Source organism: Pseudomonas sp. LG1E9, from assembly GCF_003290225.1.
Lineage (GTDB): Bacteria > Pseudomonadota > Gammaproteobacteria > Pseudomonadales > Pseudomonadaceae > Aquipseudomonas > Aquipseudomonas cyclaminis.
Genome location: NZ_CP029983.1, coordinates 6,094,934 through 6,109,438, shown reverse-complemented (window position 1 = coordinate 6,109,438; position 14,505 = coordinate 6,094,934). Strand labels below are relative to the sequence as shown.

General features: G+C 61.0%; 17 protein-coding genes. 9 read left to right on the top strand and 8 right to left on the bottom strand.

Annotated features, from left to right (window positions below):
• Nucleotides 1-4: 4 nt before the first annotated feature.
• The gene (locus DNK50_RS27990; RefSeq protein ID WP_099584828.1) at nucleotides 5-664 is read right to left on the bottom strand and encodes a YciC family protein; all 660 of its coding nucleotides are present in this window, start codon (nucleotides 662-664) and stop codon (nucleotides 5-7) included.
• Nucleotides 665-844: 180 nt separating this feature from the next.
• Between DNK50_RS27990 and DNK50_RS27985 the strand changes: the two genes are divergently transcribed.
• The 3 genes from DNK50_RS27985 (at nucleotide 845) to DNK50_RS27975 (ending at nucleotide 2,810) form a co-directional block, all read left to right on the top strand.
• Entirely contained in the window at nucleotides 845-1,579 is a 735-nt protein-coding gene (locus DNK50_RS27985; protein WP_112196829.1) for a DUF2076 domain-containing protein, read from the top strand.
• Between the two features lie 117 nt (nucleotides 1,580-1,696).
• Nucleotides 1,697-2,173 (top strand): NYN domain-containing protein, encoded by a 477-nt coding sequence (locus tag DNK50_RS27980; protein WP_099584700.1) that lies wholly within the window; start codon nucleotides 1,697-1,699, stop codon nucleotides 2,171-2,173.
• A 25-nt stretch (nucleotides 2,174-2,198) separates the two neighbouring features.
• Nucleotides 2,199-2,810 carry a PolC-type DNA polymerase III gene (locus tag DNK50_RS27975; protein ID WP_112196828.1) on the top strand — a complete coding sequence of 204 codons (612 nt, stop codon included), beginning with the start codon at nucleotides 2,199-2,201 and terminating at the stop codon, nucleotides 2,808-2,810.
• Nucleotides 2,811-2,933: 123 nt separating this feature from the next.
• On the opposite strand, the gene DNK50_RS27970 is transcribed toward DNK50_RS27975, so the two are convergent.
• Nucleotides 2,934-3,230: a DUF6124 family protein gene (locus DNK50_RS27970; RefSeq protein ID WP_112196827.1), complete on the bottom strand. Its 297-nt coding sequence runs from the start codon at nucleotides 3,228-3,230 to the stop codon at nucleotides 2,934-2,936.
• Between the two features lie 1,046 nt (nucleotides 3,231-4,276).
• Between DNK50_RS27970 and DNK50_RS27960 the strand changes: the two genes are divergently transcribed.
• On the top strand, nucleotides 4,277-4,552 hold the full coding sequence (locus tag DNK50_RS27960) for an acyl carrier protein (RefSeq protein WP_112196826.1): 276 nt from the start codon (nucleotides 4,277-4,279) through the stop codon (nucleotides 4,550-4,552).
• A 17-nt stretch (nucleotides 4,553-4,569) separates the two neighbouring features.
• Here DNK50_RS27960 and DNK50_RS27955 read toward each other — a convergent pair whose 3' ends face one another.
• The gene (locus tag DNK50_RS27955; protein ID WP_099584704.1) at nucleotides 4,570-5,022 is read right to left on the bottom strand and encodes an Lrp/AsnC family transcriptional regulator; all 453 of its coding nucleotides are present in this window, start codon (nucleotides 5,020-5,022) and stop codon (nucleotides 4,570-4,572) included.
• A 161-nt stretch (nucleotides 5,023-5,183) separates the two neighbouring features.
• Here DNK50_RS27955 and yedA point away from each other — a divergent pair, with 161 nt between their 5' ends.
• Together yedA and DNK50_RS27945 are read left to right on the top strand one after the other, a co-directional pair.
• Nucleotides 5,184-6,080, top strand: coding sequence for a drug/metabolite exporter YedA (gene yedA, locus DNK50_RS27950; protein WP_099584705.1), 897 nt, complete (start codon nucleotides 5,184-5,186; stop codon nucleotides 6,078-6,080).
• A gap of 48 nt (nucleotides 6,081-6,128) precedes the next feature.
• Complete coding sequence (locus DNK50_RS27945) at nucleotides 6,129-7,466, top strand: DEAD/DEAH box helicase (RefSeq protein ID WP_112196825.1); 1,338 nt, start codon at nucleotides 6,129-6,131, stop codon at nucleotides 7,464-7,466.
• A gap of 122 nt (nucleotides 7,467-7,588) precedes the next feature.
• On the opposite strand, the gene DNK50_RS27940 is transcribed toward DNK50_RS27945, so the two are convergent.
• Together DNK50_RS27940 and DNK50_RS27935 are read right to left on the bottom strand one after the other, a co-directional pair.
• Nucleotides 7,589-8,815 (bottom strand): TIGR03862 family flavoprotein, encoded by a 1,227-nt coding sequence (locus tag DNK50_RS27940; RefSeq protein WP_112196824.1) that lies wholly within the window; start codon nucleotides 8,813-8,815, stop codon nucleotides 7,589-7,591.
• A 171-nt stretch (nucleotides 8,816-8,986) separates the two neighbouring features.
• Nucleotides 8,987-9,907, bottom strand: a complete 921-nt coding sequence (locus DNK50_RS27935; RefSeq protein ID WP_112196823.1) for a histone deacetylase — start codon at nucleotides 9,905-9,907, stop codon at nucleotides 8,987-8,989.
• Nucleotides 9,908-9,983: 76 nt separating this feature from the next.
• Between DNK50_RS27935 and DNK50_RS27930 the strand changes: the two genes are divergently transcribed.
• The 3 genes from DNK50_RS27930 to DNK50_RS27920 are packed head-to-tail and all read left to right on the top strand — an operon-like array spanning nucleotide 9,984 to nucleotide 12,044.
• Nucleotides 9,984-10,553, top strand: coding sequence for a GNAT family N-acetyltransferase (locus DNK50_RS27930; protein ID WP_112196822.1), 570 nt, complete (start codon nucleotides 9,984-9,986; stop codon nucleotides 10,551-10,553).
• A gap of 37 nt (nucleotides 10,554-10,590) precedes the next feature.
• Nucleotides 10,591-11,460 carry an acyl-CoA thioesterase II gene (gene tesB, locus DNK50_RS27925; protein ID WP_112196821.1) on the top strand — a complete coding sequence of 290 codons (870 nt, stop codon included), beginning with the start codon at nucleotides 10,591-10,593 and terminating at the stop codon, nucleotides 11,458-11,460.
• On the top strand, nucleotides 11,457-12,044 hold the full coding sequence (locus DNK50_RS27920; protein ID WP_112196820.1) for an HAD family hydrolase: 588 nt from the start codon (nucleotides 11,457-11,459) through the stop codon (nucleotides 12,042-12,044). The genes tesB and DNK50_RS27920 overlap by 4 nt, the downstream gene beginning before the upstream one ends.
• Nucleotides 12,045-12,115: 71 nt before the next feature.
• Here the strand turns inward: DNK50_RS27920 and DNK50_RS27915 are convergent, their stop codons facing one another.
• Genes DNK50_RS27915 through DNK50_RS27905 form a run of 3 tightly spaced genes read right to left on the bottom strand, consistent with a single transcriptional unit; the run spans nucleotide 12,116 to nucleotide 14,449 of the window.
• The gene (locus DNK50_RS27915; protein ID WP_112196819.1) at nucleotides 12,116-13,090 is read right to left on the bottom strand and encodes an alpha/beta hydrolase; all 975 of its coding nucleotides are present in this window, start codon (nucleotides 13,088-13,090) and stop codon (nucleotides 12,116-12,118) included.
• The gene (locus DNK50_RS27910) at nucleotides 13,091-13,978 is read right to left on the bottom strand and encodes a neutral zinc metallopeptidase (RefSeq protein WP_112196818.1); all 888 of its coding nucleotides are present in this window, start codon (nucleotides 13,976-13,978) and stop codon (nucleotides 13,091-13,093) included.
• A gap of 57 nt (nucleotides 13,979-14,035) precedes the next feature.
• The gene (locus DNK50_RS27905; RefSeq protein WP_099584714.1) at nucleotides 14,036-14,449 is read right to left on the bottom strand and encodes a membrane lipoprotein lipid attachment site-containing protein; all 414 of its coding nucleotides are present in this window, start codon (nucleotides 14,447-14,449) and stop codon (nucleotides 14,036-14,038) included.
• Between the last annotated feature and the right edge of the window lie 56 nt (nucleotides 14,450-14,505).

Sequence of the window (14,505 nt, the reverse complement as noted above, 5' to 3'; positions counted from 1 at the left end):
CATATCACCGCGCGTCGGCATCGCCACCGATCAGCATGAATAAACGGAACAGCACCACACTGGTGAACAACTGCAGGAAGCTGTGGGCACTGTCCATCAACAGCCCCAGCAACGGCGCCGGGTTGGGATACGCCGCCACGCTGGCGCCTTTGAGCAGCCACAGCGGGGTCATGACGCACAGCAGGCACACCAGGATCCGCCAGAAATGCCCACGGGTCAGACGCAAGCTTTCCTTCATCGCCTCCAGTGCCGGCATGCCGCGCAGCACCAGCAGGTACTCGGCGAAGGCCAGCACCACCATCAGCCACAGGCCCGGCAGGAAATACAGCGACAGGCCCAGCAGGATCAGCAGCGTGCTCATGGCCGTCAGCAGCGCAAAACGCGGCCACAAGGCCAGCGCCATCGCCCACACATCCTTGGTGCGCGGCGACTCGCCACGGGTGCGCGCATCGAGGAACAGTATCAGCGCGCCGGTGTACAGCGGGTACACCAATAACCCCACCACCACGCTGTAGCCGGCAAACGCATCCGCGCCTAGCGTGTGGTCCAGTATCTGTTGCAGCAAGGCTTCGAGAATCACCAGCGGCAGGCACAACTGGACGATGGCGCCCAGGTTGCTGCGGGTAAAACGGAGGGAGTCGCGCAAGACGTCTAACGGATTCATCAGGTTCATCGCAGGCCTGGAAACAAGGGCGACACTTTAACCGATCACGGTCAGAGGGGCACAAACGTAAACCTTGAGTAAAGACCATTGAAACAACTCGTAACACCCCCATAACTGGAAAGCACCCGACCTGATCACAGGCGGGACCAGAATTTCTACCGGCAATCTAACGAGGTCGCCATGAACAGCGAAGAGCAAACCCTGATCGATGGACTGTTTTCACGGTTGCAGCAAGCCGAAACGGACTCAGCCCCCCGCGACGCCCAGGCCGAAGCGCGGATCAAGGAGCACATGACTCGCCAACCGGCCGCCGGGTACTACATGACCCAGTCGATTCTGGTGCAGGAACACGCACTCAAGAGTCTCGACGCGCAGAACAAACAGCAGGCGCAACAGATCCAGCAATTGCAGGAAGAGTTGCAGCGGGCCAAATCCACGCAGCCGGCGGCGTCGAGCGGCGGTGGTTTCTTGTCGAGCATCTTTGGCGGCGGCGGTTCCCGTGACGCGCAACCGGCGCCGAGCAATTCGGGCGGCGGCTGGCGTGAGCCAACGCGGCCTTCGTTCGGCGGCCAGCCCGCGCCGCAGCAAAACTATCAACAGCCCCAACAACCGGCCGCCGCCGCGCCAATGGGCAGTGGCTTCCTCGGCGGCGCGATGAAAACCGCCGCCGGCGTGGCCGGTGGTGTATTGCTGGCCGAAGGCATCAGCAGCCTGTTCCATCACAACCAGCAGCCGCAGGTGGTGGAAGAAATCATCGAGCAGCCGGCACCGGCCAGCGATCAAGGCGGCTGGGGCAATGATGACCAGAAATTTGCCGGCAATGACAACTGGGGCGGCAACAACGCGGACAGTTTTGCCGACAGCGATTATTCCGACGATTCCTCTTCCTTTGGCGACGACGATTCCTTCGTCTGACATACCTAGTCCGGGGCGCTGCGGCGTCCCGGTCTGATTTTTTCCGGAAACTTTCTCGCGGCTGGCATACTGGCACCCTTTCCGGGCTCTGGCGCCTGGCTGTCATGAGGAAGTGCGGTGAAGAAAATTGCAGTGTTCGCCGATGTACAAAACCTCTACTACACCGTCCGCCAGGCATACGGCTGCCACTTCAACTACGCCGCCCTCTGGGCAGACATCGGCTCCCGCGGGCAGATCGTCGAGGCGTACGCCTATGCCATCGACCGTGGCGACAGCAAGCAGCAGCAATTCCAGCAGATCCTGCGCAACCTGGGCTTTACGGTGAAACTCAAACCGTACATCCAGCGCAGTGACGGCTCGGCCAAGGGCGACTGGGACGTGGGCATCACCCTCGACATCATGGACGCCGCCGATCACGTGGACGAAGTGGTGCTGGCCTCCGGCGACGGTGATTTCGACATGCTGCTCGAACGCATCATCCAAAAGCATGGGGTTGAAGCTGTGGCCTACGGCGTACCGGGGCTGACGGCCAATTCACTGATACGCGCCGCCAGCCGCTACGTGCCGATCGAAGGCGCGCTGCTGCTCAAATAAATGCTCAGACGGAGTTGGAACAGGTTTGGAACGTATAGCGGTCATCGACTTTGAAACCACCGGCATCACGCCGAGCAGCCACTGCCGGGCCACGGAAATTGCCGTGGTCATCCTTGAGCGTGGCCAGATCGTGGACCGCTACCAGAGCCTGATGAACGCAGGCGTGCGCGTGCCGGGCTTTATCGAACAACTCACGGGCATCAGCAACGCCATGCTGCGCAGCGCTCCACCGGCCGAGCGGGTGATGAACGAGGTCAACGAATTCGTCGGAACCACGCCGCTGATGGCGCACAACGCCGCGTTCGACCAGAAGTTCTGGGACTTTGAACTCGGCCTGATCCGCCGCACCCGCCTGCAAAAATTCGCCTGCTCCCTGCTGCTGGCCCGCCGATTGATGCCGGCTGCGCCGAACCACAAGCTCGGCACGTTGAACTCATTCGCAAAACTGCCCCACACCGGCCAGGCCCACCGGGCGCTGGCGGATGCGGAAATGGCGGCCAACCTCACGGCGCACCTGGCCCACGAACTGCGGCGTACCCACGGCTTGCGCGAGCTGTCCCACGATTTTCTGTGCACCCTGCAGAAAGTGCCGGCGGCGAAGATCAATGAGCATTTGAAGAAGCATCGCGGGTTCTGACAGAACAACGCCGCTCAAAATGTGGGAGGGGGCTTGCCCCCGATAGTGGTGTGTCAGTCGTTTTTCTGTAACTGACCCGCCGCTATCGGGGGCAAGCCCCCTCCCACATGGGTTATGCGGTGTTCATCGCGGCTGCACACACTCCAACGCCCGATCCACCACGCCCTTCGCCATCTCCACCAAATGCATCACTGCCCGCTGCTGCACAGCCATCGCCTCGCCCGACGAGTGAGCAGTGCCCACCGCGCAATGCAGCAAATCTGCCGCATGGGCGAGGGCGTCTTCGAGGCTCAGGTTGTCGTTCAGGATGAAGGGCGGGGCATCTGGGGCGCAGGTTTTGAGGTAGTAGTCGATGGCTCGGCGATTGAGCAGGGCGTCTTCGCTGAGGAAACTGGGTGGATCGGGGGTGACTTTGACCATGGTGAAACTCCTCTTGTTAAGCAGGAGCTGCGTCTATTCGCTTGCACGCGATTAGGGTGGCAGCGGCACGCGGGTGTGCAAGACCGGGACAAAAGGCAAACCCAGTAGATCCGAAGATCTCCCGCGTACAGCTGCCATAACAGACCAGCGCCATCTCGCAATAAATGGGCGCTGATTTTGCGGGCATCTATAAAGCCTATGTTTGGTCGGACTTGCACGTCCGGCCACCGAACATTCGATGACTGGACGAGACTAGCTACCTGATCCGACGGAAACAAGGCTGTGGGATTCTCTCGGAAACGTCCCGCAAATGAAAGGGATCGGTCTTGCTGGCCATTGAAACAACAGTTTTTTTTGGGCTTTTATCTGCTTTCTGAATAGTCAGTAGGCTTAGCCCTGCTGTCATGTCGGACCTTTCTGGATTTTCCCTTCTCCCGTCTATAGCCCTTTGCTGCGACCTAAGATCCCGGCTGTCATTTACGTACAGGGACTACGTCATGCAGGAAAGCGATCTTCACACAGCAATCATGCGAAGCCAGTTTGAGCTCCAAGGCAACGGCATCGATTTCGGCTCAACTTCAAGCATGGCGTTTCATTTGGGAAACACGATGACAAGTTGCCCGGCAGTCATGGTGTTACCTAATTTGCCAGGCTGGACCCATGGTGCCAGTTACTCAAACCCGTTCATGCTGATTCCTCTGTGCCGAGCACCACGTTTGACGAACTCTGGAAATGTACACAGCAACACTATGGCTTGACGGCCGCAACGGTTCTCACTGGCGCCGCAGGCATACCTATAAGCAAAGTTGCTGTGGGCACATGGGTTCACGTTGGCTCCAGCAAAACGACGAATCTGGCGAGCCTCATTGGAATGCGCTTTTTCCCTCGTACCTTGATCAGGCAGCCCACGGTGGCCAGAATGGCGAAAGCAACGTTTGGCACAGTCCGTGTGTTTGGCATTATCGGACGAGGCGTTCCTTTCGTTGCTGCCGGGCTTGCAGTCTTTGATCTAGTGAGTATTGGTAAATGTGCTTATGAGGCGAGAAATGGAAGGTAATCCGACCAGAGCCGAAATCAGCGAGAAGGTAGTTCAGCTGTTCGTCGATATCATCGGTTTTATCGATCGAAGCGAAGTGACGGAACAGACGGATTTCATTCACGACTTCGCCATCATTGATGACGACCTGACTTGCTTCGTCATGCAGATCAAGTGGCAGTTCAAGCTGCGAGCGACTCAGGATGATTGGGATGGAATCACCACGATCAAGCAAATTGTCGACTTGATCGTTGAGCGCTCAAATTTGCAGTGCTGCCCCCGATGACGGTAGATCAGTCACCATCATTTCCCATTAACGGCCAACTGCCCCAACGGCACCCGCCGCTCTATCGCGCTCGACAAGATGATCGAAGTCTTGCTGAAGCCAAACTTCGCCACCCGATTGATCAAGTTCTCCAACTGCGGCATTGACCCCACCGCAGCCTGCATGATCACGCACGGATCGCCGGTCACCCGGTGGCATTCGGTCAGCTCGGGGATTTCGGCCAGTGCGTCGTACACCTTCTGGCTCCCATGATTGGTCAGCCTCAGCTCAATCACACACTGGATCGGCAAACCGACCTTCGACATATCCACCTTGGCCTGGTAACCGGTGATCACCCCGCTGGCTTCCAGCTTGGCCACGCGCTCGGCCACGGCGGGGGCGGAGAGGTTTACCGTGCGGGCCAGTTGCGCGTAGGACGCGCGGCCGTCTTCGAGCAGGGCGCTGAGGAGCATGCGGTCGTATTTGTCCATGATAAGGCTCCAGTAGCGGGTGGCTTTCGAAAGCATGGGTTATAGCCTTCATAACCATGGTTTGAAAAGTGTATGGGCGGTTTAAACAGGTTTTGTAACTTATGTTTAACGACCTGCCTTTTTAGAATAAGCGTCTCTTATATCTGCCTTCGAGCCGCCCCATGCCTGGCACACGTCGCTTTCCCTTACCGTTGATCGCCGCCTTTTTTGCGTTGTATGTGATCTGGGGGTCTACCTATCTGGTGATCCGCATCGGCGTCGAATACTGGCCGCCGCTGATGCTGGGCGGGATCCGCTTTCTGCTGGCGGGGGCGGCGATGTATGGCTTCCTGCGCTGGCGCGGGGCGCCGGCGCCGACCTGGGAGCAGTGGAAGGCGGCCGCGAAGATCGGCATTTTGCTGCTCACCTTCGGTAACGGCGCGGTGAGCGTGGCCGAGCACACGGGGGTGTCGTCCGGTGTGGCTGCGCTGGCGGTGGCGACGGTGCCGCTGTTCACCTTGCTGTGTGGGTATTTCTGGGGCGCACGCAATACCCGCTTGGAATGGGCGGGCGTGATCCTGGGGATGGTCGGCATTGCCATGCTCAATATGGGCAGCACGTTGCAGTCGAGCCCGATGGGCGCGGCATTGCTGCTGTTTGCAGCGGCGTCGTGGGCGTTTGGTTCGGTGTGGAGCCGGCGCCTGCCGCTGCCGCCGGGTGCCATGGCCAGTGCCGCAGAAATGCTGGTAGCCGGCGTGACGCTGTTGATCGCCAGTGCGCTCACCGGCGAACACCTGCAAGCCATGCCGCCGCTGGAAGGCTGGCTGGCCCTGGCGTACCTGGCCGTGTTCGGCTCGATCATCGCGTTCAACGCCTACATGTACCTGCTCAAACACGTCCGCCCGGCGGCGGCCACCAGTTATGCCTACGTCAACCCGGCGGTGGCGGTGTTGCTGGGGATTGTGTTCATTGGCGAGACCATCGGCCTGGAAGAAGCCTTGGCGATGCTGGTGATCATCAGCGCGGTGCTGTTGATCAGTCTGCCCCAGTGGCGAAAGCCCAAGCCGGAAATAAGGTAAACTGCCGCGCATTACGCCCTTGCGCTGAATTTTTCCTACGGTAAACACATGACTTTCGCCACACTTGGCCTGATCGAACCCTTGCTGCGCGCCCTTGAGACGCTTGGCTACCAGACCCCGACGCCGGTGCAGGCGCAAGCCATTCCGGCAGTGCTGGCCGGTCGCGACCTGATGGCTGCGGCCCAGACCGGCACCGGCAAGACCGCCGGTTTTGCCTTGCCGCTGCTGCAACTGCTGACGATGGAAGGGCCGAAAGTCGCCGCCAACTCGGCGCGTGCGCTGATCCTGTGCCCGACCCGCGAACTGGCCGAGCAGGTACACGCCAGCGTCGCCGAATACGCGCAAAACCTGCCGTTGACCACCTACGCGGTGTACGGCGGCGTGAGCATCAACCCGCAGATGATGAAGCTGCGCAAGGGCGTCGACATTCTGGTCGCCACCCCTGGCCGCCTGATCGACCTGTTCCGCCAGAACGCGCTGAAGCTCAATCAGCTGCAAACCCTGGTGCTGGACGAAGCCGACCGCATGCTCGACCTGGGCTTCTCCGAAGAGCTGGCGAACATCTACCGCATGTTGCCGAAAAAGCGCCAGACCTTGCTGTTCTCCGCGACTTTCTCCGATGAGATCCGCACGCTGGCCGGGCAGATGCTCAACGACCCGCTGAGCATCGAAGTCAGCCCGCGCAACGTCGCCGCCAACACCGTCAAGCAGTGGGTGGTGCCGGTGGACAAGAAGCGCAAGGCCGAGCTGTTTGTGCACCTGATGCGCAAAGGCCGCTGGAAGCAGGTGCTGGTGTTCGCCAAGACCCGCAACGGCGTGGATGCGCTGGTGGATAAGTTGCAGGGCCTGGGCATCAATGCCGACGGCATCCATGGCGACAAGCCGCAAGCCACTCGCCAGCGCGCGCTGGATCGCTTCAAGAGCAGCGAAGTGCAGATTCTGGTCGCCACCGATGTGGCGGCCCGTGGCCTGGATATCGAAGACCTGCCGATGGTGGTCAACTTCGACCTGCCGATCGTGGCTGAGGACTACATCCACCGTATCGGCCGTACCGGGCGTGCGGGCAACACCGGCGAGGCGATTTCCCTGGTGTGCGCCGATGAAGTGAACATGCTGTCGGCCATCGAGATGCTGACCCGTCAGACCCTGACCCGCAAGATGGAGCCCGACTTCGAACCGGAACACCGCGTGCCAGACACCGATGCCAGCGGGCAAGTGGTGAAGAAGCCGAAAAAACCGAAGAAGCCTAAAACCTCCGGTGGCGGCGGCGGTAAGCGCAACCTGGGCAAGTGGGTGGACAGCGGGGAATCGGCGCCGGTGGAGCCGTCGATCAAGCCGGTGCGCAAGGTGCCGGTGTTTAATACTGGGCCGCGTAAGAAGAAGTGATTTTGCGGTTTGGCTGATGGCCCTATCGGGGGCGAGCCCCTCCCACATTTTGATTTGTGAATACATTCAACATTGTGGGAGGGGGCTTACCCCCGATGGCGGCTTTGAACTAAGCAAAAATCTCAGCGCTCAAGCCACTCCAAAACCCCCCGCCCAGCCGCTCTGCCGCTGGCAAAACACCCCGTCAGCAAATACCCGCCCGTCGGCGCTTCCCAATCCAGCATCTCCCCCGCACAAAACACCCCCGGCAATTGCTTGAGCATCAGTCGCTCATCCAACGCCTCAAACGGCACGCCGCCTGCGGTGCTGATGGCCTCATCAATGGGCCGCGTCTTCACCAGCCTCAACGGCAAGGCCTTGATATCCACCGCCAGTTGCGCCGGATCATTGAAGTGATCGGCTGGCGCCAACTCACGCAACAGCGCCGCCTTGACCCCATCCAGCCCCAACTGACTGTGCAAATGTTTGCTCATAGAGCGTGAACCGCGTGGCTTGGCCAGCGCCGCCAGCACCTTATCCAGTGCCTTGCTCGGCAGCAGATCGATATGCACCGTGGCTGAGCCACCGCGGTTGATCGCCTCGCGGATCGGCGCCGACAGCGCATAGATCAGGCTGCCCTCGATACCGGTGGCGGTGATCACACATTCGCCGAGCCGGGGTTTGTCATCCCCCAGCCCAATGGCGACGTTTTTCAACGGGGCGCCCGCGAATTTGCTGACCAGTAATTCGCTCCAGGCCGACACATCAAAGCCGCAGTTGCTCGGCTGCAGTGCCACATAAGGCACGCCTTTGTCTTCCAGCAAATTGAGCCATGCACCGTCGGAACCCAGCCGCGACCAGCTGCCGCCGCCAAGGGCCAACAGCACGGCGTCGCTGTGGACAACCTTCTCACCTTCCGGGCTGTGGATAAGTAAATCGCCCTCGGCATTCCAGCCGGTCCAGCGATGCCGGGTGTGGATAACCACGCCTTGTTCGCGCAGGCGCTTGAGCCAGGCACGCAGCAAGGGAGCAGCTTTCATGTCTGTAGGAAACACCCGGCCGGAGGTGCCGACAAAGGTCTCGATACCCAGGCCATGAATCCATTCGCACAAGCCGTCGGCACCAAACCCACGCAGCAACGGCGCCATCTGCGGTGCACGTTCGGCGTAGCGCGAAAGGAAGGCCGGGTAAGCCTCGGAGTGGGTGATGTTCATACCGCCCACACCCGCCAGCAGGAATTTTCGCCCCACGGACGGCATGCCGTCATACAGATCTACGCGCACCCCGGCTTGACTCAAGACTTCGGCGGCCATCAGCCCGGCAGGGCCGCCGCCGATAATGGTGACGTGGTGAGGTACGGTCTGAGGCATGGGCAGGGCTACGGTGACGTGAATAGGCCGAGCATTCTACCCGACGTCGGCCTAACTGCCTGATCAAAAAACGTACACTTTCCTACAGGCCTTATGGCTTCTGGCTTTCAGCCGCTTACGCTCAAGTTATCCACAGGCCGCTCCACAGCCATTGTGGGTAACACCCACCACTCAATGACAACCTGATGACGTCCATACCCGTTGTGCACTGTGGTGCAGGATGCCGTGGCGGCGGGCGAGGGCTGGGCGATCTTTGCTGTAGCCGCCGCCGATCACGCCCATTACCGGTATGTCCCGGCCCAGGCAGTGGCGCATCACGCTTTCATCGCGGGCGGCTACGCCTTCGTCTGTCAGCTTGAGGTAACCGAGGGTGTCATCCTTATGCACATCGACGCCAGCGTCGTAGAGCACCAGGTCGGGCTGGTAGAGCGGCAGCAGGTAATTGAGGGCGTCGTCGACTACGCGCAGGTAGTCGGCATCGCCCGTGCCCATGGGCAGCGGGATGTCCCAGTCGCTCTGGGCCTTGCGCGCCGGGAAGTTCTTTTCGCAGTGCAACGACACGGTGATGGCATCCGGCGTGTCATGCAGGATGCGTGCGGTGCCATCGCCCTGGTGAACGTCGCAGTCGAAGATCAATACGCGGTTCACTCGACCGCTGGCCAGCAGGTATTGGCTGATCACCGCGAGGTCATTGAAGATGCAAAAGCCCGCCGGATAGTCGTAATGGGCGTGGTGGGTGCCGCCTGCCAGGTGACAGGCGAGGCCGTGCTCCAGCGCTTGCTCCGCCGCCAGGATCGAACCGCCTACCGCCCGCACCGTGCGCCGGGCCAGGTCTTCACTCCAGGGCAGGCCGAGGCGACGTTGGTCTTCGCGGGACAATTCGCCGCTCATGTAGCGTTCGATATACCCAGGTTCATGGGCCAGGGCCAGGATCTCCGGTGGGCATAGCTCGGGGCGCAGCAACAGGCTGTCTTCGGTCAGCCCCGTGGACACCAGGTGGTCGCGCAACAGGCGGAATTTGTCCATGGGGAACCGGTGGTCCGCCGGGAACTCGGGGCTGTAGTCATCGTGGTAGATCAATGGCAAAGGCATGGGATTTTCTGACGGGAACCTGCGAAGGATCTTACCAGCGCTGTACACTCACGCACATGGCAAGGGGAGGGGACCCATGGAGCCGATACTCGAATTGGAAAGTGCACGTCTGGTGATGCGCCAATGGCGCGACACGGACCTGCCGGACTTTGCGCGCATGTGCGCTGACCCGCAGGTGATGCGCTATTTCCCGGCCAGGCTGAGCCATCTGGAAAGCGCCGCGCTGATCGGGCGGATTCGCGGCCATTTTGCCGAGTACGGCTTTGGTTTCTGGGCCTTGCAACGCAAAGATACCGGCGCCTTCATCGGCCTGACCGGGCTGCAGCATGTCGGCTTTGACGCGGGGTTTACCCCAGCAGTGGAAATCGGCTGGCGCCTGGCCCGTGAGCATTGGGGCCTGGGTTATGCCAGCGAGGCGGCGTGGACCGCGCTGCGCTGTGGGTTCGACCGTTTGCAATTGGATGAGATCGTCGCCTTCACCACCGAAGCCAATCTGCCATCACAAAAAGTCATGCAGGCCATCGGTATGCATTACGATCCCCAGGCCGATTTTGAACACCCCAAGGTCGCAGCCGATGACCCGCTGCGCCCACATGTTTTGTACCGCATCACCCGCGCCCAATGGTTGGACACGCTGCACGGATAGCAGCCCGGAATGCCCCATAGATTGTAGGAGTTGCTCTATGAGCCAAGTATTGGAAGATCTGGTGAACCTGCTGACCCTGGAGCCGATCGAGGAAAACCTCTTTCGCGGCCGCAGCCAGGACCTGGGTTTTCGCCAACTGTTCGGCGGCCAGGTGCTCGGCCAGTCGCTGTCGGCCGCCAGCCAGACCGTTGAAGAAGCGCGCCACGTGCATTCCCTGCACGGTTATTTCCTGCGCCCCGGCGATGCCGCATTGCCGGTGGTGTATTCGGTCGACCGCGTGCGTGATGGCGGCAGTTTCAGCACGCGCCGCGTGACCGCGATCCAGAAGGGCCATCCGATTTTCACCTGCACCACCTCGTTCCAGTACGACGAAGAAGGCTTCGAGCACCAGACCACCATGCCCTTGGTGGTCGGCCCGGAGAACCTGCCCTCGGAACTGGAGCTGACCCAGCAACGCGCGCACCTGATCCCCGAGCACATGCGCGAGAAGCTGCTGTGCCCCAAGCCGATTGAAGTGCGCCCGGTCACCGAAAAAGACCCGTTCAACCCGCAGCCGTCCGATCCGGTCAAGTACGTATGGTTTCGTGCCGACGGTGCTTTGGCCGACACACCGGCGCTGCATAAATACCTGCTGGCCTACGCTTCGGACTTCGGCCTGCTGACCACTTCGCTGCTGCCCCATGGCAAGACCGTGTGGCAGAAAGACATGCAGGTCGCCAGCCTTGACCACGCGCTGTGGTTCCACGCCGACCTGCGTGCCGACGACTGGTTGCTCTACGCCATGGACAGCCCTTGGGCCGGCAATTCCCGTGGGTTCTCCCGTGGCAGCGTGTACAACCGCGCCGGGCAACTGGTGGCCTCGGTGACCCAGGAAGGCTTGATCCGCCACCGCAAGGACTGGGCATGAGCCTGAGCAACATTAAGCACTGGGTGTTCGACATGGACGGCACCCTCACCGTGGCCGTGCATGACTTTGCGGCCATTCGCGTGGCACTGGAAATCCCGCCCGAGGACGACATCCTCACGCACCTGGCGGCGTTGCCGGCGGATATCGCGGCGGCCAAACATGCGTGGTTGCTGGAGCACGAGCGCGAGTTGGCGCTGGGTTCGGTCGCCGCTGAAGGCGCGGTGGAGCTGGTGCGTGAGTTGGCCGGGCGCGGTTATCGCCTGGGCATCCTGACCCGTAATGCCCAAGAGCTGGCTCATGTGACGCTGCAAGCGATTGGCCTGGCGGACTGTTTTGCCATTGAAGATGTGCTGGGCCGTGATGACGCGCCACCCAAGCCGGATCCAGGCGGCCTGCTGAAGCTGGCGGCGGCCTGGGATGTGTCGCCGAGCGCGATGGTGATGGTGGGGGATTATCGGTTTGACCTGGATTGCGGCCGGGCGGCGGGGGCTAGGACGGTGTTGGTGAATCTGCCGGACAACCCGTGGCCGGAATTGGCGGATTGGCATGCCGCAGACTGTGCGGTCTTGCGCCGGATGATCTAACCCAGACGATAGAGATCAATTTTGGGAGGGGGCTTGCCCCCTCCCACATTTTGAGCCAGTTTCTTCAGGTATTACTGAGTAAACAACACCTTTTGCCCCTCGGGCGACGTAAACATCCCATCCCCGTTATGCCCCACTCCTGGCACTTCTACCAGCGTCTGGCGCAACTGCGGATGCCGTTGCTTGAGGTAGTCAAAATAGTTGTGCCCACGTATCAGTCGATACGCGCCCTGCGTCTCGGCCTCACAGCTTTTATCCAGCGCCGGGTGGTTCGGGTCGGTGTCTTGCTGGCCCAGCAGGTAGGTGATGTCCCGTGACACATAGGCCTGTTCCAGCTGTTCGGCGCTCTGGCCCTTGGCATAAGCCGGCAGGTGTTGCAGACCGTATTTCCAGTCGTTGAAACCGGGGCAGTTGGCGGTGTCGAACGGCACTGGCCGCTGCGGGCTGAAGTAGGCGTAGGACGAAGGATTGGCCACCACATACCGCAGGCGGATACCTTCGTTTTGCAGGGTGGGATGATCATGGCCCATGAGGGCGAAGCGCTGCACCACTTGGCCACCGCCGGAATGACCAGCGACGACGATGTCCTTCAAGGCCGGAAACAGTGTGCGGTTGCCCAGGTGCTTGATGATCTGGTCGAGGGCGCCGTATGAGCTGACCTGGCCGGGACCGGTGGAAGGCTCGCCGGCCATCCAGTCGTTGCCATTCCAGCGCAGGACTTGCCCGTCCAAATGGTTGCGCTTCACATCAGAAGCATTCAGAAACTGCGGCGCAATCACCAGCGTGTTCGCGCCCACACCTGCATGCTCGGCGGCATCGACACCACTTTGCAGGTAGGTCTGCGCATTGCGCAGCCGGCCATGCACGATGATCAACACGCGGGAGACGTTGGGCAGCGGCTGGCGCCAGTCCTGGCTTACGCCGAGGCTGAGGTCGCCGGCGTCCAGGTGGAAACGATCGGGGCTGACGATTTTGACGCCGTGTTCCGCCGCCAGGGCGGAGCACGACACGACTAGACCCAGCAGCAAACCCAATCGTTTATTCATTTAAAGACTCTTGGCGGTGAAGGTGTCGCACTGCGTGATCTGGCCCTGGGCGAAGCCCGTCTTGAACCAGCGAACCCGCTGCGCCGAGGTGCCGTGGGTAAACGAGTCCGGCACCACGCGGCCCTGACCCTGTTGCTGCAAACGGTCATCGCCGATGGCGTTGGCGGCGTTCAGGGCTTCTTCAATGTCGCCGGGTTCCAGCCAGTTCAGGCGTTTTTGCGCACGGTTGGCCCACACGCCGGCAAAACAGTCGGCTTGCAGTTCCTGGCGTACCAGCAGGCCACCGTCGCCTTGCATCTGCCGGCCCTGTTGGCGTGCGGCCTGGATCTTCGAGGAAATCCCGAGCAACGTCTGCACATGGTGCCCAACTTCGTGGGCGATCACGTAGGCCTGGGCGAAATCGCCGGCGGCCTGGAAGCGTTGGGACATTTCCCGGAAGAAATCCAGGTCCAGATAGACCTGCTGGTCCGCCGGGCAATAGAACGGACCGCTGGCCGAGGTGGCACCGCCACAGGCGGAATTGACCCGGCCACGGAACAGGATCAGTTTCGGGTTCTTGTAGGTCAGGCCGTTTTCCTGGAACACCTGGCCCCAGGTGTCTTCGGTATCGCCGAGCACGGCGCGGACGAAATCGGCCTGTTCATCATTGGCCGATGGCGCCTGGCGCGACTGCGTGCTGACCGACGGTGCCTGTTCCATCTGGCCGGTCAATTGGCCGAGGATCTGCATCGGGTCCTGGCCGGTCAGCCAGCCAATGCCGACGATCAGCACAATCGCCGTCAGACTCAGGCCCTTGCCACCGCCAAAGCGCATGCCGCCACCGCCGCCGCCACTGTCATCGCGGGCATCCACCACGTTGTCGCTGCGTCGGCCTTTTTTCCATAGCATGGGGGCAATCCTCTTGATGAACGGTCCTACAAAGATGTGGGTTGAGTATGGCCGGTATTAGCGGCAATACCCTTCGCCGGTGTCGACGATCAGGCAGTCTTTTTTATCTGCCAGCCATTTCAAACCAGTGGCTTCACCGTCGCCGGCACGCAGCAATTGCGGGCCGTCCGGGCGGGTGAAAGCGATGCCGTCTTCGGAGGCCTCACCCTTGAAGGTGCCGGAATCGTCCGCATCCAGGCCGTATTGCATGGTGAGCACGTAGTGACCACGGCCGATGGCGTCGTCCTTGGCGATGGTCAGGTTCAGGCCTTCGACGCCGATCCACTTGCCGACCCATTTGTCGGTCGGTGGCGTCTCCGGCACCAGGGTGGCCTGCACGGAGGCGGGTGCGGGTTTAGGTGCGTCCTGGGCTTGTTGGTTGCAGGCGGTGAGCAGGGCAAGGGTGGAAAGAGCAAAGAGGGTTTTTTTCATAGCAGCAGGCCTTGGTTAAAAAGTGTGCAGCACGGGGGCGAACGTGCAGGGTTGGA

Excerpts from the sequence above, each read along its gene's own strand:
- DNK50_RS27920 (WP_112196820.1), top strand. The coding sequence starts at position 11,457 with ATGAGCCTGAGCAACATTAAGCACTGGGTGTTCGACATGGACGGCACC.
- DNK50_RS27955 (WP_099584704.1), bottom strand. The coding sequence starts at position 5,022 with ATGGACAAATACGACCGCATGCTCCTCAGCGCCCTGCTCGAAGACGGC.
- DNK50_RS27930 (WP_112196822.1), top strand. The coding sequence starts at position 9,984 with ATGGAGCCGATACTCGAATTGGAAAGTGCACGTCTGGTGATGCGCCAA.
- yedA (WP_099584705.1), top strand. The coding sequence starts at position 5,184 with ATGCCTGGCACACGTCGCTTTCCCTTACCGTTGATCGCCGCCTTTTTT.
- DNK50_RS27915 (WP_112196819.1), bottom strand. The coding sequence starts at position 13,090 with ATGAATAAACGATTGGGTTTGCTGCTGGGTCTAGTCGTGTCGTGCTCC.
- DNK50_RS27935 (WP_112196823.1), bottom strand. The coding sequence starts at position 9,907 with ATGCCTTTGCCATTGATCTACCACGATGACTACAGCCCCGAGTTCCCG.
- DNK50_RS27990 (WP_099584828.1), bottom strand. The coding sequence starts at position 664 with ATGAATCCGTTAGACGTCTTGCGCGACTCCCTCCGTTTTACCCGCAGC.
- DNK50_RS27960 (WP_112196826.1), top strand. The coding sequence starts at position 4,277 with ATGGAAGGTAATCCGACCAGAGCCGAAATCAGCGAGAAGGTAGTTCAG.
- DNK50_RS27945 (WP_112196825.1), top strand. The coding sequence starts at position 6,129 with ATGACTTTCGCCACACTTGGCCTGATCGAACCCTTGCTGCGCGCCCTT.
- DNK50_RS27910 (WP_112196818.1), bottom strand. The coding sequence starts at position 13,978 with ATGCTATGGAAAAAAGGCCGACGCAGCGACAACGTGGTGGATGCCCGC.
- DNK50_RS27985 (WP_112196829.1), top strand. The coding sequence starts at position 845 with ATGAACAGCGAAGAGCAAACCCTGATCGATGGACTGTTTTCACGGTTG.
- DNK50_RS27940 (WP_112196824.1), bottom strand. The coding sequence starts at position 8,815 with ATGCCTCAGACCGTACCTCACCACGTCACCATTATCGGCGGCGGCCCT.
- DNK50_RS27970 (WP_112196827.1), bottom strand. The coding sequence starts at position 3,230 with ATGGTCAAAGTCACCCCCGATCCACCCAGTTTCCTCAGCGAAGACGCC.
- tesB (WP_112196821.1), top strand. The coding sequence starts at position 10,591 with ATGAGCCAAGTATTGGAAGATCTGGTGAACCTGCTGACCCTGGAGCCG.
- DNK50_RS27905 (WP_099584714.1), bottom strand. The coding sequence starts at position 14,449 with ATGAAAAAAACCCTCTTTGCTCTTTCCACCCTTGCCCTGCTCACCGCC.